The 15516-nt window shown below is 55.5% G+C and carries 15 protein-coding genes; 9 read left to right on the forward strand and 6 right to left on the reverse strand.

What is annotated here, in order from left to right; genetic code table 11:
• Positions 1 to 91: 91 nt before the first annotated feature.
• Positions 92 to 1522, forward strand: a complete 1431-nt coding sequence (gene sbcB, locus RHM65_RS10975; RefSeq protein ID WP_322184996.1) for an exodeoxyribonuclease I — start codon at positions 92 to 94, stop codon at positions 1520 to 1522.
• A gap of 116 nt (positions 1523 to 1638) precedes the next feature.
• On the opposite strand, the gene mvaT is transcribed toward sbcB, so the two are convergent.
• Complete coding sequence (mvaT, locus tag RHM65_RS10980; RefSeq protein WP_322165962.1) at positions 1639 to 2019, reverse strand: histone-like nucleoid-structuring protein MvaT; 381 nt, start codon at positions 2017 to 2019, stop codon at positions 1639 to 1641.
• 358 nt (positions 2020 to 2377) lie between these two features.
• Between mvaT and purU the strand changes: the two genes are divergently transcribed.
• Positions 2378 to 3229 carry a formyltetrahydrofolate deformylase gene (gene purU, locus RHM65_RS10985; protein ID WP_322184998.1) on the forward strand — a complete coding sequence of 284 codons (852 nt, stop codon included), beginning with the start codon at positions 2378 to 2380 and terminating at the stop codon, positions 3227 to 3229.
• A 17-nt stretch (positions 3230 to 3246) separates the two neighbouring features.
• Positions 3247 to 3426, forward strand: coding sequence for a hypothetical protein (locus RHM65_RS10990; RefSeq protein WP_322185000.1), 180 nt, complete (start codon positions 3247 to 3249; stop codon positions 3424 to 3426).
• A 3-nt stretch (positions 3427 to 3429) separates the two neighbouring features.
• Here the strand turns inward: RHM65_RS10990 and RHM65_RS10995 are convergent, their stop codons facing one another.
• From RHM65_RS10995 to RHM65_RS11015, 5 genes are all read right to left on the reverse strand, one after another.
• Entirely contained in the window at positions 3430 to 4425 is a 996-nt protein-coding gene (locus RHM65_RS10995) for a lysylphosphatidylglycerol synthase transmembrane domain-containing protein (RefSeq protein ID WP_322185002.1), read from the reverse strand.
• Positions 4422 to 5192: a polysaccharide deacetylase family protein gene (locus RHM65_RS11000; protein WP_322185004.1), complete on the reverse strand. Its 771-nt coding sequence runs from the start codon at positions 5190 to 5192 to the stop codon at positions 4422 to 4424. The genes RHM65_RS10995 and RHM65_RS11000 overlap by 4 nt, the downstream gene beginning before the upstream one ends.
• Positions 5185 to 6297: a glycosyltransferase family 4 protein gene (locus RHM65_RS11005; protein WP_416195035.1), complete on the reverse strand. Its 1113-nt coding sequence runs from the start codon at positions 6295 to 6297 to the stop codon at positions 5185 to 5187. The genes RHM65_RS11000 and RHM65_RS11005 overlap by 8 nt, the downstream gene beginning before the upstream one ends.
• A gap of 262 nt (positions 6298 to 6559) precedes the next feature.
• Complete coding sequence (locus RHM65_RS11010; protein WP_322165957.1) at positions 6560 to 8032, reverse strand: inorganic phosphate transporter; 1473 nt, start codon at positions 8030 to 8032, stop codon at positions 6560 to 6562.
• A gap of 240 nt (positions 8033 to 8272) precedes the next feature.
• Positions 8273 to 8470: a hypothetical protein gene (locus RHM65_RS11015; protein WP_322165956.1), complete on the reverse strand. Its 198-nt coding sequence runs from the start codon at positions 8468 to 8470 to the stop codon at positions 8273 to 8275.
• An 838-nt stretch (positions 8471 to 9308) separates the two neighbouring features.
• On the opposite strand from RHM65_RS11015, the gene pcaR reads away from it, so the two are divergent.
• From pcaR to pcaD, 6 genes are all read left to right on the forward strand, one after another.
• Positions 9309 to 10151: a pca regulon transcriptional regulator PcaR gene (gene pcaR / locus RHM65_RS11020; RefSeq protein ID WP_322185006.1), complete on the forward strand. Its 843-nt coding sequence runs from the start codon at positions 9309 to 9311 to the stop codon at positions 10149 to 10151.
• Positions 10152 to 10315: 164 nt separating this feature from the next.
• The gene (locus RHM65_RS11025; protein ID WP_322185008.1) at positions 10316 to 11173 is read left to right on the forward strand and encodes a CoA transferase subunit A; all 858 of its coding nucleotides are present in this window, start codon (positions 10316 to 10318) and stop codon (positions 11171 to 11173) included.
• The gene (locus RHM65_RS11030) at positions 11173 to 11952 is read left to right on the forward strand and encodes a CoA-transferase subunit beta (RefSeq protein WP_322185010.1); all 780 of its coding nucleotides are present in this window, start codon (positions 11173 to 11175) and stop codon (positions 11950 to 11952) included. The genes RHM65_RS11025 and RHM65_RS11030 overlap by 1 nt, the downstream gene beginning before the upstream one ends.
• Positions 11949 to 13154, forward strand: coding sequence for a 3-oxoadipyl-CoA thiolase (gene pcaF, locus RHM65_RS11035; protein ID WP_322185012.1), 1206 nt, complete (start codon positions 11949 to 11951; stop codon positions 13152 to 13154). Before RHM65_RS11030 ends, pcaF begins: the two co-directional genes overlap by 4 nt.
• Positions 13155 to 13292: 138 nt before the next feature.
• Entirely contained in the window at positions 13293 to 14606 is a 1314-nt protein-coding gene (locus RHM65_RS11040) for an MFS family transporter (protein ID WP_322165951.1), read from the forward strand.
• A 75-nt stretch (positions 14607 to 14681) separates the two neighbouring features.
• Complete coding sequence (gene pcaD / locus RHM65_RS11045) at positions 14682 to 15470, forward strand: 3-oxoadipate enol-lactonase (protein ID WP_322185014.1); 789 nt, start codon at positions 14682 to 14684, stop codon at positions 15468 to 15470.
• The last annotated feature ends 46 nt before the right edge of the window (positions 15471 to 15516 follow it).

Here is a 15516-nt window from a genome sequence, read left to right on the forward strand (position 1 = left end):
TCGGCCCTGAGTTGTGTGTTTGAATTTGACGATTAACCCTTTACGCGTTGCACGCCCTACAATTCGCCAGTCTTTTGCTCAGGAATAGCCCGTGACCTCCAGCATCTTCTGGTACGACTATGAAACCACCGGTATCAACCCGCGTAATGATCGCGCGCTACAGGTTGCCGGTATCCGCACCGACGCTGAGCTCAATGAGATTGCGGCGCCGATCAACCTGTATTGCCAGCCCAGCGAGGACATCCTGCCGCATCCTGCTGCCTGCGTGATTACCGGCATCACCCCGGATCGGCTGGCGGAACAGGGGCTGACCGAGGCCGACTTCATGACCCGGGTCCATGCTCAGTTGTCTGCTCCAGGTACGTGCGGTGCCGGTTACAACACGTTGCGCTTCGACGATGAAGTCACCCGCTACAGCCTGTACCGAAACTTCTTCGATCCGTACGCCCGCGAATGGCAGGGCGGCAATAGCCGCTGGGATTTGATCGATGTGGTGCGAACCGCCTATGCGTTGCGCCCTGACGGAATCGTTTGGCCCGAAGAGGAGGGGCGCGTCACGCTGAAGTTGGAGCGACTGACCGCAGCCAATGGAATCGACCATGGCCAGGCGCATGATGCGCTGTCCGATGTGCGCGCTACCATCGCGCTGGCGCGCTTGGTTCGCGATAAGCAGCCCAAATTGTATGACTACCTGTTTCAGTTGCGCAGCAAGCAACGGGTACAGGATCAAATCCGGCTGATGCAGCCTTTGGTGCACATCTCGGGGCGCTTTTCCGCTGCCCGGCATTATTTGGGCGTGGTGCTGCCATTGGCATGGCACCCGCAAAATCGCAACGCGCTGATTGTTTGCGATTTGCATTTGGACCCTGCACCACTGCTAGAGCATGACGTCGATACATTGCGCGAGCGCTTATATACCCGCCGTGATGATCTGCCGGAAGGAGAGTTGCCGGTACCGCTTAAAGTGCTCCATATAAATCGCTGTCCGGTGATCGCACCGCTCAGCGTGCTACGAGCTGAAGATCAACAACGTTTGCAATTGGACATGACCAACTATAGCCAGCGTGTGCAGCGCTTAATCGATGGTCGGGAACTTTGGCAGGATAAACTGAAGGCGGTGTATGGCCGAGACGACTTTACGCCAAGTGAGGATCCAGAACAGCAGTTATATGATGGGTTTCTGGGCGATCGTGATCGTCGGCTTTGTGATCAAGTGCGCATCGCGGAACCCGAACATCTTGCCCGTGATGAATGGCCTTTCGATGATGAGCGTCTTCCTGAATTGTTATTCAGGTACCGAGCAAGAAACTTTGCGAACACCCTGACGGTCGAGGAGCAACATCGCTGGCACGCCTTTTGTCGGCAACGGTTGTCAAACCCAAGCAGCGGTGCGCCAAATACTTTACAAAGTTTTACTGAGGCGTTGATCACAGCATCCCTTAGTGCGTCGGCTGAGCAGCTTAAAATCTTGGGTAAATGGCAACACTATGCAGAGCAACTTAAGGTTCGGTTCTGCCTCTGACCGCCTACGGGTGAGCTTCCGAGGTACTTTGTTACAAATTAAGGCAAATTAAAGCTATAAAAAAACGCCAGAGAGCTGGCGTTTTTTTTAGACGTCATTGCTGACGACGTTGTTGCTTAGCCCAGCAGAGTTGCCCAGCCTTCAACGACGTCGCCGCCCCACTTGGCTTTCCACTCTTTCAGAGTCTTGTGGTTGCCGCCTTTTGTTTCAATGACTTCGCCGTTATGCGGGTTTTTGTACTGCTTGACCTTACGGGCGCGCTTAGTGCCGGTAGGCTTAACAGCGCCGCCACGTGGAAGCTTGCCGCTTTTTGCTTCTGGATCCAGCAGTGCAATTATGTCACGCAGCGATTTTTGATATTCGCCCATCAAGGTACGCAGTTTGCCTTCAAATTCCAGTTCAGTTTGGAGTTTGTCGTCTTGGGACAGATTTTTCAAACGGGCTTGCAGTTCTTTGATGGCTTCTTCTGTGGCGCGGTATTCGTTGATCAAGGACATGAGAGTTACCTAATGTTGTGGCGTGACAGGGAGACAGTGACGCAATAATAGTCAGACACTTTGATCAAGTAAACATTAAAGAAAAGTTTTAGCGCATTTATTTAAGAATCAGGCTTATGCAATTGGTGGGTTAACACTAGATAATTCCCTGCAGACCCTAAAGAGCAGGCGTTTATTGCCATTTTCTATCGAGTCGTTTTGCTATCGCTATCGAGGTGACCGATCGGGAGGTGTCAGCAGTCTGTACCCGGCGAACGGATAATTGTGGGGTGGCGGCAAACAAGCCAAGAGGATTACTGCAGTTTTGCCGCGTAATCGCTAGAATGGCGGCCTTTGCGAAGTTCTGGAGTTTCCCCACATGCGCACTTTTCGCCTGGTGATTGCTTGCCCGGACCGTGTCGGCATCGTTGCTAAAGTCAGTAACTTTCTGGCGTCCTATAACGGCTGGATAACCGAAGCAAGCCATCACTCGGACAATCTCAGTGGCTGGTTCTTTATGCGTCACGAGATTCGCGCCGATACATTGCCCCTTGAACTCGAGGCCTTTCGTGACGCCTTTGCGCCGATTGCCCAAGAGTTCTCCATGAACTGGCGCATCACCGATTCCGCTCAGAAGAAGCGTGTGGTGTTGATGGCCAGCCGTGAATCCCATTGCCTGGCAGATCTTTTACATCGTTGGCACACGGACGAACTGGACTGTGAGATCGCCTGCGTGATTTCTAACCATGAAGACCTGCGCAGCATGGTCGAGTGGCACAAGATTCCTTATTACCATGTGCCAGTGAACGCTGCCGACAAGGAACCGGCATTCGCCGAGGTCTCGCGTCTGGTCACGCATCATCAAGCTGACGTGGTGGTGCTGGCGCGGTACATGCAGATTTTACCGCCGCAGCTGTGCCGAGACTTCGCGCATAAAGTGATCAATATTCACCACAGCTTCCTGCCCTCGTTCGTGGGCGCCAAGCCGTATCACCAGGCGTCATTGCGTGGGGTAAAGCTGATTGGCGCAACCTGCCATTACGTCACCGAAGAGCTAGATGCCGGCCCAATCATCGAGCAGGACGTGGTGCGCGTGAGCCACCGCGACAGTATCGAAAATATGGTCCGCTTCGGTCGAGACGTTGAAAAGATGGTCCTTGCCCGTGGCCTTCGCTCGCATTTGGAAGGCCGCGTGCTGGTGCACGACAACAAGACCGTGGTGTTTGATTAAGGAAGCCGCAGACGCACATGACCGCCCCACTCGATAAAGCCACGTCCATTGCACCGCCTACGTTAGGTGAGGGCTGTTTGAGCCGTTACGACCCAGAAGCATTGGGGCCGGACGATGGCACTGAGTTTGAGGGCGCGGCGCACCTGTGGCAGCAATTACAGGACGCGCCTTCTCCCGAGAAACCTGAAAATAAATAACCGTCAGGCTTCTCTAAAGCGCATGAGCTTATTAAGCAGCGGTCGGCTGATGAGCAGCAAAAACACCGGGCCGCCGACGACCAAGTAAAAGTAATAGGTCACGGCACGCCAGATCACGATGGCCGCAGCGGCAGTGGAATTTCCGACCATCGGGGCCAAAAGCGCGGCGGAGGTCAACTCTGCCGCGCCCGCACCTCCCGGTAGCAAGCTCAATTGGCCGGCACTCAGTGAAAGCATTTGGATCAGAAAGCTCCATGCCCACTGAACATCCGTCCCTAGCCCACGCAACGCCAGGTACAGCACGCTGTAGCGCAATCCCCAATGCAGGCAGGTCAGTAGAAATACCAACGTCAATCTTGTTCGAGGCATTTTCAGGGTGTCAGCCAACGCATCACGGAAATGCAGCAGCTTTCGCGCCCAGCGTCTTCGCGTGATGGCGTTGGTGTTCAGGCGTTTGAGCAACTGGCCGTTGAGCGTGATGATCTGCCGATGGTACCGGGCCAAACAGAGGCACAGACAAAGCCCGACCAGCATCAGGGTGGCGCTGAGACCCAGCATCCATTCCAGTTTCTGACTCAGGCTGTGAAACAAGGCATAAAACAGGATGCCCAGCAGTGCGCATAAGAAAAACAGCAGATCACTCAGTTGGTCGGTAGCGAACACTGCACTGCTTTTCGCCGGCCTTACGCCGTTACGCGACAGCAGTGCCATTAAGGTCAGCGGCGCACCGGTGCCTCCTGGCGTAGCGCAGTACGCAAATTCCGTGGCCATAACCACGCCGAGGCTTTTCAGTGGACTCATTTCGCGGACATTGTCGCCCAGCAAAAGACGCAATCGCAGCGCGTTTAACCCCCAGCACAGCAAGATCATGCCGAACATGGCGAGTAACAGCCCCAGCGGAAAATCCCGTAGCCGCCGCAAGGTTTCGCTCCCTCCCACTAGCAGCGGTATCAAGACCGCCGCCAACAATGTGGCGAGTAGTAAGGCCAGGCGTTTCACGCGGCAGACCTCAGAACGGGGCGCTGCGTGGCCAGCCAACTGGCTTTGGTCATTGGCGTGCGACCACTGTCCATTAGCCGTTGCAGCAGTTGCAGCCAATAGTTCCGAGAGAATGTGTGGCGCATGTCAACCGGGTGCAAACCCAGCCGAATCGTTTGCGCCGTTTGGAATTTGAATTCAAGCCGGTCGCTGACCAGTTTTGACACGCCTCTGCGCCAGGCGCTGCCGGCACTCCAGACGATTCCTGGTGCTTCGATTTTAGAAAAGTCCGGCAGTTGAAACAGATGTTGTGAATCGCTGGTGTAGGAAAAAGGCAGGGCACGCAGCGCTTCCCGCGTCCCGAGACTCATCAGCCAGGCCGGTGCTACAAATCCGTGAAGCGGCCAGTCAAGACGCTCAAAAAGCTCAACGCCGGCCTGTAATCGGGCGAGGGCGTGATCGTAATCGAGGGCGTAAAACTCGCCTTCCCACGTAAAAATACGGCGCATGAAATACTCACGCGGGGTTTTCGGAGGAGGGCCGTCGTCACTGTGGTGGTAACCGTGCAGCGCGAGTTCATCGCCACGGGCCAAGCGATGTTCCAAGACGCGCTGGAAACGAATGTCAGTAGCTAAAGGGTTGCGTTTGTGGAAATCAGGAACCACCAGCCACGTCATGGGAATGTCGCCCAGAGCGTCGACGGCCTCCACGAATGGCTGATAGTCGGCCCAGGTTTCAGGCGCGACATCGTGCAGCACCAACAGCACTGCGGGATTGGTTTCAGACATGAACGAGTACCGGCGACCGGGTGCCGAGTACGGCTTGATAGTGCTGAAGCAGGCCCGCTACCACCGTGTCCCAGGCAAAGTACTGTTCAACAAATTTGCGCGCTTGAATGCCTATGAGTGTGCTGTCGCGGTTGAACAGCTCCTGCACAGCGCTGGCCATGGCCGCTCCGTTATTAGGTTGGCAAAGCACTCCGCAGGTTTCTGGGACGATTTCTGTGAAAGCACCGGCCGCCACGGCAACCACCGGAATCCCACTGGCCATGGCTTCAAGGATCACCAAGCCAAAGGTTTCTTGATCTCCCGCATGTAATAGCGCGTCTGAGCTGGCCAACAGACGGGCGACTTCGCTGGCTGGGCAAAAATGATCGATCACCGATACGTTCTCCGGGACCACCGCTGGCATATGAGAGCCGACCAGTAGCAAATGATACTCCGGCCCGAGGCGTTTCATGCAGTCCAACAACACAGGCACATTTTTCTCCCGTGAGCCTCGGCCAGCAAAGATCAAAAGACGCGAGTCTTCGGCGAGTCCCAATTGGGCTTTAACACTGGGGTCGCGCAACGTCGGAGTAAAGGTCGCCAGGTCCACACCCAGTTGTTGAACATGGACATTTTGTACACCCAGCCCAATGAGTTTGTTGGCCATGGCACTGCTGGGCGCCAATACCCGATCAAAGTTGCTGTACAGCTTACTGACGTAAGCTTCGACATTGGTTCCAATCCAACTTCCGATGCGGTTACTGACCAGCAGCGGCAAATCAGAATGATAGAAGCCAATGACGGGTACATCCAGTTGACGGCGTGCATCAAGTGCCGCCCATGCCGTTAGATAGGGGTCTCCGACTTCAATCAGATCAGGCTGTAAATCGTGCAGGACGTTTCGCCATGGCGCTAGGCGAAGGGGGAACCGGTAACCGTTCCCGAACGGCACCGCCGGGGCGGGTACCTTAAAAATACCGTCCTTATGACTCAGGCTGGCTCCCGGGATCAACAGGCTATGACGAACTCCCGGATAACGTCCCAAGCGACGGTGTTTGGCATCTAGATACGTGCGCACGCCACCGCTGGCAGGGGCGTAGAACATGGTCATGTCAGCGATATGCACGGTGATTATCCCTCCGTTTTTGTCGTCGTCCATTAGGTTGACCACTGTCAGGAATAGATGTTCGGTCCATAAAGACAAGATGCTAAGGCCCGGTTTTGAGGGCTTTTTGAGCTGTCGTACAGATATGCGATAGGTGCTGACGGAGAGGGGGGCGTGCGGAGTTTTTTATGCGTGGGGGGATGAAACGAAGTCGAGAGGGCGATGCTGTGTGGGCCGTCTGTCCCCGCCAACACGGGGACAGACTTTATTCGGCAGAGGTGAGTTAGGCCAGCACTTTGGACGCGAGCCAGAACAATCCTGCAGAAAGGAGGACCGTCGCAGGGAGTGTCAGGACCCATGCCAACAGAATGTTGCGCACAGTGCCGCTTTGCAGGCCGCTTTTGTTAGCGACCATGGTTCCCGCGACGCCTGACGACAAAATGTGAGTCGTCGAAACCGGGAGCGCCCAGACGTTTGCCAATCCGATGGCCAAGGTCGTGGTGATTTGCGCGGACATGCCTTGGGCATAGGTCATGCCCTGTTTACCGATTTTTTCGCCGATGGTTAGCACCACTCGTTTCCAGCCGATCATCGTGCCCAGGCCCAGCGCCATAGCGACCGCCAAAATCACCCAGAACGGTGCGTACTCAGTCGTAACGGTCAGGTCTTTGCGAAGCTTTTCCAGGTCCGACTTTTCACGCGCTGCCAGTTCCGGCATTTTTCCGACTTTTCTTGCAGTGTCGTCCATGCAAAGCAAGTAGCGACGTACTTCGATGCGGTTTTCAGCCGACAGGGCATGGTAGTCAGTGACACCTTTAAGGGTGTTGAGCAGCGCGTTGATTGTCGGCTCGCTTTGCTCTGGTTTGCAGCTTGAACGCTCCGGCAGGTCGCCTTCCTTCGATTTGCCCAGCGCCAAAAACTCACCCAGCGTTGCGCTGTTGCGCTGATAAAACTGGCTCAGGTGCAAGGTGGCGTCGCGGGTTCGTTCGATCTGGTAGGTAGTGCTACTCAGATCGAGTACGAATTGAGCCGGTACGATGCCGATTAGCACGAGCATGATCAGGCCAATACCTTTCTGCCCATCGTTGGAGCCGTGCACGAAACTGACGGTCATGGCGGAAACGACCAATACCAGGCGATTCCAGAATGGAGGATGCTTTTTGTCGTCGAGTTTACGACGCTGGTCGGGCGTTTTGTGCATCTTCGACAGCGGACGCCACCACTTCAAGCCGAGCAGCAATAAGGCTGAAACGACAAAGCCAGCCACTGGCGAGAAGACCAGTGACGAACCGATATCGATCACTTTCTGCCAATTGATGCCATCGGCTAACGGGATGTGGTTGATCGCCGCATTGGCCAGCCCCACGCCCAGAATCGAACCGATCAGAGTGTGCGAGCTGGAGGCCGGAATCCCGAAATACCAGGTTCCAAGGTTCCAGGTAATTGCCGCTGCCAGCAGTGAGAACACCATTGCCAGGCCATGTCCGGTATTTACGTTGATCAGTAACTCGACCGGAAGCAAGTGGACGATGGCATACGCCACGCCGACCCCGCCAAGCAGTACGCCGAGAAAGTTGAACGCGCCGGACAGGAATACCGCGAGGTGCGGCGCCATGGCTTTGGTATAGATGACTGTCGCGACTGCGTTAGCAGTGTCATGAAAGCCGTTGATGAACTCGAAGGTGAGGACGAAGGCCAAGGCGAGCAGCAAGCTCACAACTACCCAAGCATCCAGTCCGCTGAAAAAATCGATCATGAAGGTTTTATGACCACGCCGTGAGGGGGCGCGATTATGCCAGAAAACCCTACAAATCGATGCATCTGCAGCGCATCGGTTACATTCTTAAATAAAACCGATAAGTGCAGCTACCGCCAGACAGGCTGTCGGGGAGATAGCTGAACGCTTGGTATATGCCTGAACCCATTACACAGGGCGCTACGCCCACAACAGGGGAGTGGCGTAACAAACCACCGAGACTGACTTCAGTCTGGGTGGTTAGGGTTCTTCCTTGAGGTCTTTTTCCATTTTGTGCAGTTCTTGCTGGAAAGCCTGATCGAGAAGGCTGGCTTTTTTGCGCCAAGGCTTACGTTCCGGCTCGGGTTGTGCGGCGTAGGTGGTGACTGCCCCGCCGTATACATCCTTGTAACGTTGTTCCTGGCGCTCAAGTTCCGCGCGCAGTTCATCTTTCGTCACAGTTTTACCTAATAAGTAGAAATTTATTCTGGTGAAGACGCAGAGCCTGGAAAGTCTGTGTACAGGTTATATCCGGTCCACAAGGCTGTTAAACAGCTGATCCTTGCCCGGTAAACGTGTAAGCACTTTCTTTCGCTGCACGCGGCTACGGTCACCAGAAAGAACAGCTGTCGTAGCAACAGTTACGAGTTGCAAGCGCGGAGGCTAACAAAAGTTCGACATCTCATCCGCTTGCTAACTGGGCCTTGCGCTGACATTGGGCAAGGTTCAGGTGATTGGATTCACGCTTAGCGCGGGGAAGCTCAATCACTGCGGGGCATTATAACCAGTCGAATGACGAACACTATCTCCAAGATGTCGGGCGACGTCAACTTTATGTGCGGGTTTGTTACGAGAAGTCTTCTATCTGTGCGGTGTTTCGTTGTATTGGAGTTCCGAGGCTTATGTTTGCAGTACCAATGGAACTTTTATAACTGATCGTCGTATTGTTTTCAGCGCACGGTCGCCTGTTGCTAAGGCGGGCTGATCTAGTAACTCAGCCAGCCTCCGTGGTGCCACTAGAAGCAGCTAACCGTATGGGTTGCGCTTGGAAATCGCAAAAATAAAAACGGCCTTGCTTCGTGGGCAAGGCCGTGCCGAGGGACTTCCCGTGGTACCTGACCAGTATTTCCAGGAAGCCACCTTGATGGCCCGTGAAAGGTATAAGGATCTTGAGGGTGGGTCAATTGCGATTATCGGCCATTGGTTCGATAATCGCCCAGATGCACAATCGGATGCGCCATAAATACGCTTCAAGGCAATCAATCCCGCCTGAAAGCCATGACAAGCGGTGTTTAGGATGAACGACCAACTACGAAAATCTTTTGCTTCGCTGGCCCCGCCCATCATTGCATCACCGGCCAAACGCATTCAGGCCCTCACGGGTGATCCGGATTTCATGACATCGCTGGCCCGTGGGTTGGCAGTGATCCATGCTTTTCAAGAACGTAAGCGACAACTGACCATTGCCCAAATCAGCCACCGCACGGAAATTCCCCGCGCCGCTGTGCGCCGTTGCCTGCTGACATTGATCAAACTCGGCTATGCGACATGCGATGGTCGTGCCTATTCGTTGTTGCCTAAAGTGCTGACGCTGGGGCATGCCTATTTGTCGTCCACACCGTTGGCTATTTCGGCGCAACCGTACCTGGACCAGATGAGTGACCAGCTCCACGAAGCCTGCAACATGGCTACCCTCGAAGGCGACGACATTCTGTATATCGCGCGCTCCGCGACCACCCAGCGTTTGATCTCCGTGGATTTGTCAGTAGGCGGGCGCTTGCCGGCCTATTGCACCTCAATGGGCCGTATTTTGCTGGCCGCGTTAGACGACGTCTCATTGCATGAATACCTTGATCACGTCGATCTGCAGCCGAAAACCAGCCGCACGCTGTCTAACCCGCAGGCTTTATTGGAGTGCTTGCAACAGGTTCGCCAACAGGGTTGGTGTATTGTTGATCAAGAGCTGGAACAAGGACTGCGTTCGATTGCGGTACCCGTGTACGACGCTTCTGGCCAGGTATTGGCCGCGCTTAATGTCAGCACCAGCGCCGGTCGGGTGACACGCAACGATCTGGAGCAACTTTTTTTGCCGATTATGCTCGATGCCAGCCGTGACTTGAGCACGCAGCTGTTTGCCTGACTCCTTTCCTGACCGCTAATCGCTCGTAACAAGTTGGGCGATCAGCGAACACTTAGTCGATTATCGGATTGTTTGACCCACCGCGCCGGCATAACCTGATTCGCAATCCAGCGCCGTTCGTTTGCGCTATTTAATCGATTGTGATGTTGAGTTAGGGAGCACCCATGGCTGAAATACTTTCTTTGCACGATGCCGTGAAGCAATTCGTCAACGATGGCGACACTGTTGCGCTGGAAGGCTTTACCCATCTGATTCCCAGCGCGGCAGGTCATGAAATTATTCGTCAGGGCAAAAAAGACCTGACACTGGTTCGCATGACCCCCGACTTGATTTACGACCAATTGATCGGTGCAGGTTGTGCGAAAAAACTGATCTTCTCGTGGGGTGGCAATCCCGGCGTCGGTTCACTGCACCGGTTGCGCGATGCGGTCGAGAAGCAATGGCCGCAGGCGATGGAGATTGAAGAGCATAGCCACGCCGACTTGGCTAACGCCTATGTTGCAGGTGCCTCCGGGCTGCCGTTTGCGGTCCTGCGCGCTTACGCCGGGTCAGATTTGCCAACAGTAAATCCCTATATCAAAACAGTGACCTGTCCCTTTACCGGTGAAGTATTGGCGGCGGTTCCAGCCGTGCGTCCTGACGTCACGGTAATTCATGCGCAGAAGGCTGATCGCAAAGGCAACGTACTGCTGTGGGGCATTCTAGGCGTGCAGAAAGAAGCGGCGTTGGCGGCCAAGCGCTGCATCGTCACCGTCGAGGAAGTCGTCGACAACTTGAATGCGCCGATGAATGCCTGCGTCTTGCCTACTTGGGCCTTGAGCGCCGTGTGTCTGGTACCCGGCGGCGCGCATCCATCCTACGCGCATGGTTATTACGAGCGCGATAATCAGTTCTATCAGGCGTGGGACGCTATCGCCCGCGACCGTGAACGCTTTACCGCGTGGATCGCTGAATACATTCATGGCACCGCTGATTTCGACGAATTTAAAGCCCGGTTGGCCAATGTATCGGAGGCTAAGTAATGACCTACACGACCAATGAAATGATGACTGTCGCTGCGGCCCGTCGCTTGAAAAACGGCTCGGTATGTTTCGTCGGCATCGGCCTACCGTCCAAGGCGGCAAACCTGGCTCGTCTGACCTCTTCGCCTGACGTCGTGTTGATTTACGAGTCCGGCCCGATTGGTGCCAAACCCAGTGTTCTGCCGTTGTCGATTGGTGACGGTGAGTTGGCGGAAACCGCGGATACCGTCGTTTCCACCAGCGAGATATTTCGCTATTGGCTGCAAGGCGGCCGAGTCGACGTCGGTTTTCTCGGTGCCGCTCAGGTCGACCGCTTCGGCAATATCAACACCACAGTGGTCGGCGACTATCACCACCCGAAAGTACGTTTGCCAGGTGCGGGTGGGGCCCCGGAGATTGCCGGCTCGGCCAAATCGGTCTTGATCATTCTCAAACAGTCGGCACGGGCGTTCGTTAACACGCTCGACTTCATTACCTCGGTCGGTCACGGCGAAGGCGGTGATTCACGTAAGAAGTTGGGCCTTCCGGGTGCTGGCCCCGTCGGGATTATTACCGATCTGTGCATCATGGAACCCGAAGCCGTCACCCATGAGTTTGTGGTCACCACCCTGCACCATGGGGTAACTCGGGAGCAGGTCATTGCAGCCACGGGCTGGGAAGTACGTTTTGCCGACAACGTCGTCTGTTCGGACGTTCCCTCTGAACTCGAATTGACCGCACTGCGTGATCTGGAAGCGCGAACCGCTGCCGCTCACGGTCAGGCACCGGGAGAAGCATGATGCGTGACGTTTATATTTGCGATGCGATTCGTACACCCATCGGCCGATTCGGCGGCGGCCTGTCAACAGTACGTGCGGACGACTTGGCAGCCGTACCGATCAAAGCGCTGATGGAACGCAACCCGTCAGTGGACTGGGCTCAAGTTGACGAAGTGTTTTTCGGCTGTGCTAACCAGGCCGGTGAAGACAACCGCAATGTGGCGCGAATGGCTGCGTTGCTGGCAGGACTGCCGGAAAGTGTTCCGGGCGTCACGCTTAACCGCCTTTGCGCGTCCGGCATGGACGCTGTCGGCAGTGCGTTTCGGGCCATTGCCAGCGGTGAGATGGAGCTGGCGATTGCCGGCGGCGTCGAGTCCATGTCCCGAGCGCCTTTCGTCATGGGCAAAGCGGACGCAGCCTTTTCTCGCGGCATGAAGTTGGAAGACACCACGATTGGTTGGCGCTTTATCAATCCGTTGATGAAGACTCGGTTCGGCGTCGATTCAATGCCACAGACCGGCGATAACGTGGCCGAAGATTTCAATATCTCCCGCGCCGATCAAGACGCCTTCGCTTTGCGCAGTCAGCAAAAGGCCGCTGTCGCGCAGGCGGCGGGGTTTTTCAATGAAGAAATTGTGCCGGTGCGCATCGCCCAAAAAAAAGGCGAGACGATTGTTTCGCAGGACGAGCATCCCCGTGCCGACACCAGCCTTGAAACGCTGAGCAAGCTCAACCCCGTCAACGGCCCAGACAAAACCGTTACGGCGGGCAATGCCTCCGGGGTTAATGACGGCGCGGCAGCGATGATTCTCGCCTCTGCTGACGCGGTAAAAAAACATGGTTTGACCGCACGCGCCCGTGTCTTGGGTATGGCCAGTGCGGCAGTCGCCCCGCGAATTATGGGCATCGGCCCGGTGCCAGCGGTTCGCAAATTGGTCGAGCGTCTGGGGTTGGCAGTGACCGACTTCGACGTCATAGAACTCAACGAAGCCTTCGCCAGCCAAGGGTTGGCGGTGTTGCGTGAGTTGGGTATCGCCGACGATGCACCGCAGGTCAATCCAAACGGCGGGGCGATTGCGCTGGGTCATCCCTTGGGAATGAGCGGCGCGCGCCTGGTGCTGACAGCGCTGCATCAGCTGGAAAAAATCGGCGGCCATAAAGCCCTTGCAACCATGTGTGTAGGGGTCGGCCAAGGACTGGCGTTAGCAATTGAGCGTGTCTGACCACGGCCTCGGCAAACATCCATAACTTGGCTTGCTTCAACTAAGGAGCAACGTGTTCTGCATGATTGCGTTTTGGTGCGTGGATCGGTAACGGAATATGTCTAGAATGGGGCAGTGACCCCTCAGAGTGAGCTACTAATGACAATAACAACTACAGCCATACCCGAGCCTGCGCATTACACCCCGCAAGAACGCAAAAAGCGGATCTTCGCCATCGTCGGGGCCTCATCGGGCAACCTGGTTGAGTGGTTCGACTTCTACGTGTATGCCTTTTGCGCGATCTATTTTGCGCCAGCGTTCTTCCCTTCTGACGATCCGACGGTTCAGTTGCTCAACACGGCGGGTGTGTTCGCAGCCGGCTTCTTGATGCGTCCGATTGGTGGCTGGTTGTTTGGCCGAGTGGCCGACAAACATGGCCGCAAAAACTCGATGATGATTTCAGTGCTGATGATGTGCGCCGGTTCGCTGGTCATTGCCTGCTTGCCGACCTACGCCTCGATTGGCGCTTGGGCCCCTGCGTTGTTGTTGGTGGCGCGCCTGTTTCAAGGCTTGTCGGTCGGCGGTGAATACGGCACAACCGCGACCTACATGAGCGAAATTGCCCTCAGAGGACAACGTGGATTTTTCGGTTCGTTCCAGTACGTCACCCTGATCGGTGGTCAATTGTTAGCCGTGCTGACGGTAGTGATCCTGCAGCAGTTCCTCGACTCTAATGAGTTGAAGGCTTACGGCTGGCGGATTCCGTTCGTGATTGGTGCCATTGCAGCGTTGATTTCGTTGTTCCTGCGCCGCACGCTTAAAGAAACCAGCAGTGCAGAAATGCGTAACGATAAAGATGCTGGCAGTATCTCGGCCTTGTTTCGCGATCATAAAGCGGCGTTCATCACCGTACTGGGCTACACCGCCGGTGGCTCGCTGATTTTCTACACGTTTACTACGTACATGCAGAAATACTTGGTGAACACCGGTGGAATGACCCCGAAAACAGCCAGCTACATCATGACCTGCGTGTTGTTCCTTTACATGTGCATGCAACCGCTGTTCGGCATGTTGGCGGACAAAATCGGGCGTCGTAATTCGATGCTGTGGTTCGGCGCGCTGGGCACGCTTTGCACTGTGCCAATCCTGATGACGCTGAAAACCACCACCAACCCGTTTATAGCGTTCTTGCTGATCACCTTTGCGCTGGCAATTGTCAGCTTCTACACCTCGATCAGCGGACTGGTGAAAGCTGAGATGTTTCCGCCAAAAGTTCGGGCGTTGGGTGTGGGTCTTGCTTACGCGGTGGCCAATGCCATCTTCGGCGGCTCGGCGGAATTCGTTGCGCTGTCGCTTAAAAATCAAGGCATGGAAAGCAACTTTTACTGGTACGTGACGGTCATGATGGCAATCGCGTTTCTGTTCAGCTTGCGCCTGCCGAAACAGCCGGCGTACCTGCATCACGACCATTGATCCATTTGCGCGCGCTCGTCCGAGCGCGCGCCATGCAGACACTGCGCTCCAGCGAAGTGTCTGAAGGAGGCAGCCATGGGATTTTTACAACTCGCCGACGGTGATTTGCATTACCAACTCGACGGTCCGAAGGATGCGCCGGTGTTGGTGTTGTCCAACTCCCTGGGCACTAGCCTAGAGATGTGGGACACCCAGATGCCGACCTTCATAAAGTACTTTCGCGTGCTGCGTTACGATACCCGAGGACAGGGTCTCTCGCTGGTGACGCCTGGCCCTTACAACATCCGGCAAATGGGCCTGGACGTGTTGACGTTGCTCGACGGGCTGGCGATTGCGCAAGCGCACTTCTGCGGCTTGTCCATGGGCGGATTGATCGGCCAGTGGCTGGGGATTTATGCCAACGACCGCTTGCATAAGTTGGTGCTGTGCAACACCGCCGCTAAAATCGGCGGCCCGGACATGTGGGAACCGCGCATTGCAGCGGTGCAGCGTGATGGAGTGGCGGCTATGGCCGACTTGCGCGATGCATCGGTTGCACGCTGGTTCACCCCTGGCTTTGCGGACGCTAACCCGGAAAAGGTCAAACGCATCACTGACATGCTCGCGGCCTCGTCGCCGGAAGGTTATGCCGCCTGCTGCGCTGCCGTGCGTGACGCTGATTTCAGTGATCAGTTGGGTTCGATCAGCGCGCCGACACTGGTGATCTCAGGGATCTTGGACCCAGTAACGCCACCTGCCGGCGGGCGGTATCTCAACGAGCAGATTGCGTATTCATTGATCGAAGAAGTCCACGCGGCGCATCTCTCCAATGTCGAAGCGGGGGATGTATTCACCAGTCATGTGCGGGAGTTTTTGTTGAGTTGAGTCTGTGTAACGCCAAAACCCTGTGGGATCGAATTCGCGTTTTTGC

Origin of the sequence: Pseudomonas sp. CCI4.2 (genome assembly GCF_034350045.1) — a bacterium.
In the GTDB taxonomy this organism is placed as follows: Bacteria; Pseudomonadota; Gammaproteobacteria; order Pseudomonadales; family Pseudomonadaceae; genus Aquipseudomonas.

Excerpts from the sequence above, each read along its gene's own strand:
- RHM65_RS11040 (WP_322165951.1), top strand. The coding sequence starts at position 13,293 with ATGACAATAACAACTACAGCCATACCCGAGCCTGCGCATTACACCCCG.
- RHM65_RS11000 (WP_322185004.1), bottom strand. The coding sequence starts at position 5,192 with ATGTCTGAAACCAATCCCGCAGTGCTGTTGGTGCTGCACGATGTCGCG.
- mvaT (WP_322165962.1), bottom strand. The coding sequence starts at position 2,019 with ATGTCCTTGATCAACGAATACCGCGCCACAGAAGAAGCCATCAAAGAA.
- RHM65_RS10990 (WP_322185000.1), top strand. The coding sequence starts at position 3,247 with ATGACCGCCCCACTCGATAAAGCCACGTCCATTGCACCGCCTACGTTA.
- RHM65_RS11030 (WP_322185010.1), top strand. The coding sequence starts at position 11,173 with ATGACCTACACGACCAATGAAATGATGACTGTCGCTGCGGCCCGTCGC.
- pcaR (WP_322185006.1), top strand. The coding sequence starts at position 9,309 with ATGAACGACCAACTACGAAAATCTTTTGCTTCGCTGGCCCCGCCCATC.
- pcaD (WP_322185014.1), top strand. The coding sequence starts at position 14,682 with ATGGGATTTTTACAACTCGCCGACGGTGATTTGCATTACCAACTCGAC.
- purU (WP_322184998.1), top strand. The coding sequence starts at position 2,378 with ATGCGCACTTTTCGCCTGGTGATTGCTTGCCCGGACCGTGTCGGCATC.
- RHM65_RS11025 (WP_322185008.1), top strand. The coding sequence starts at position 10,316 with ATGGCTGAAATACTTTCTTTGCACGATGCCGTGAAGCAATTCGTCAAC.
- pcaF (WP_322185012.1), top strand. The coding sequence starts at position 11,949 with ATGATGCGTGACGTTTATATTTGCGATGCGATTCGTACACCCATCGGC.
- RHM65_RS11010 (WP_322165957.1), bottom strand. The coding sequence starts at position 8,032 with ATGATCGATTTTTTCAGCGGACTGGATGCTTGGGTAGTTGTGAGCTTG.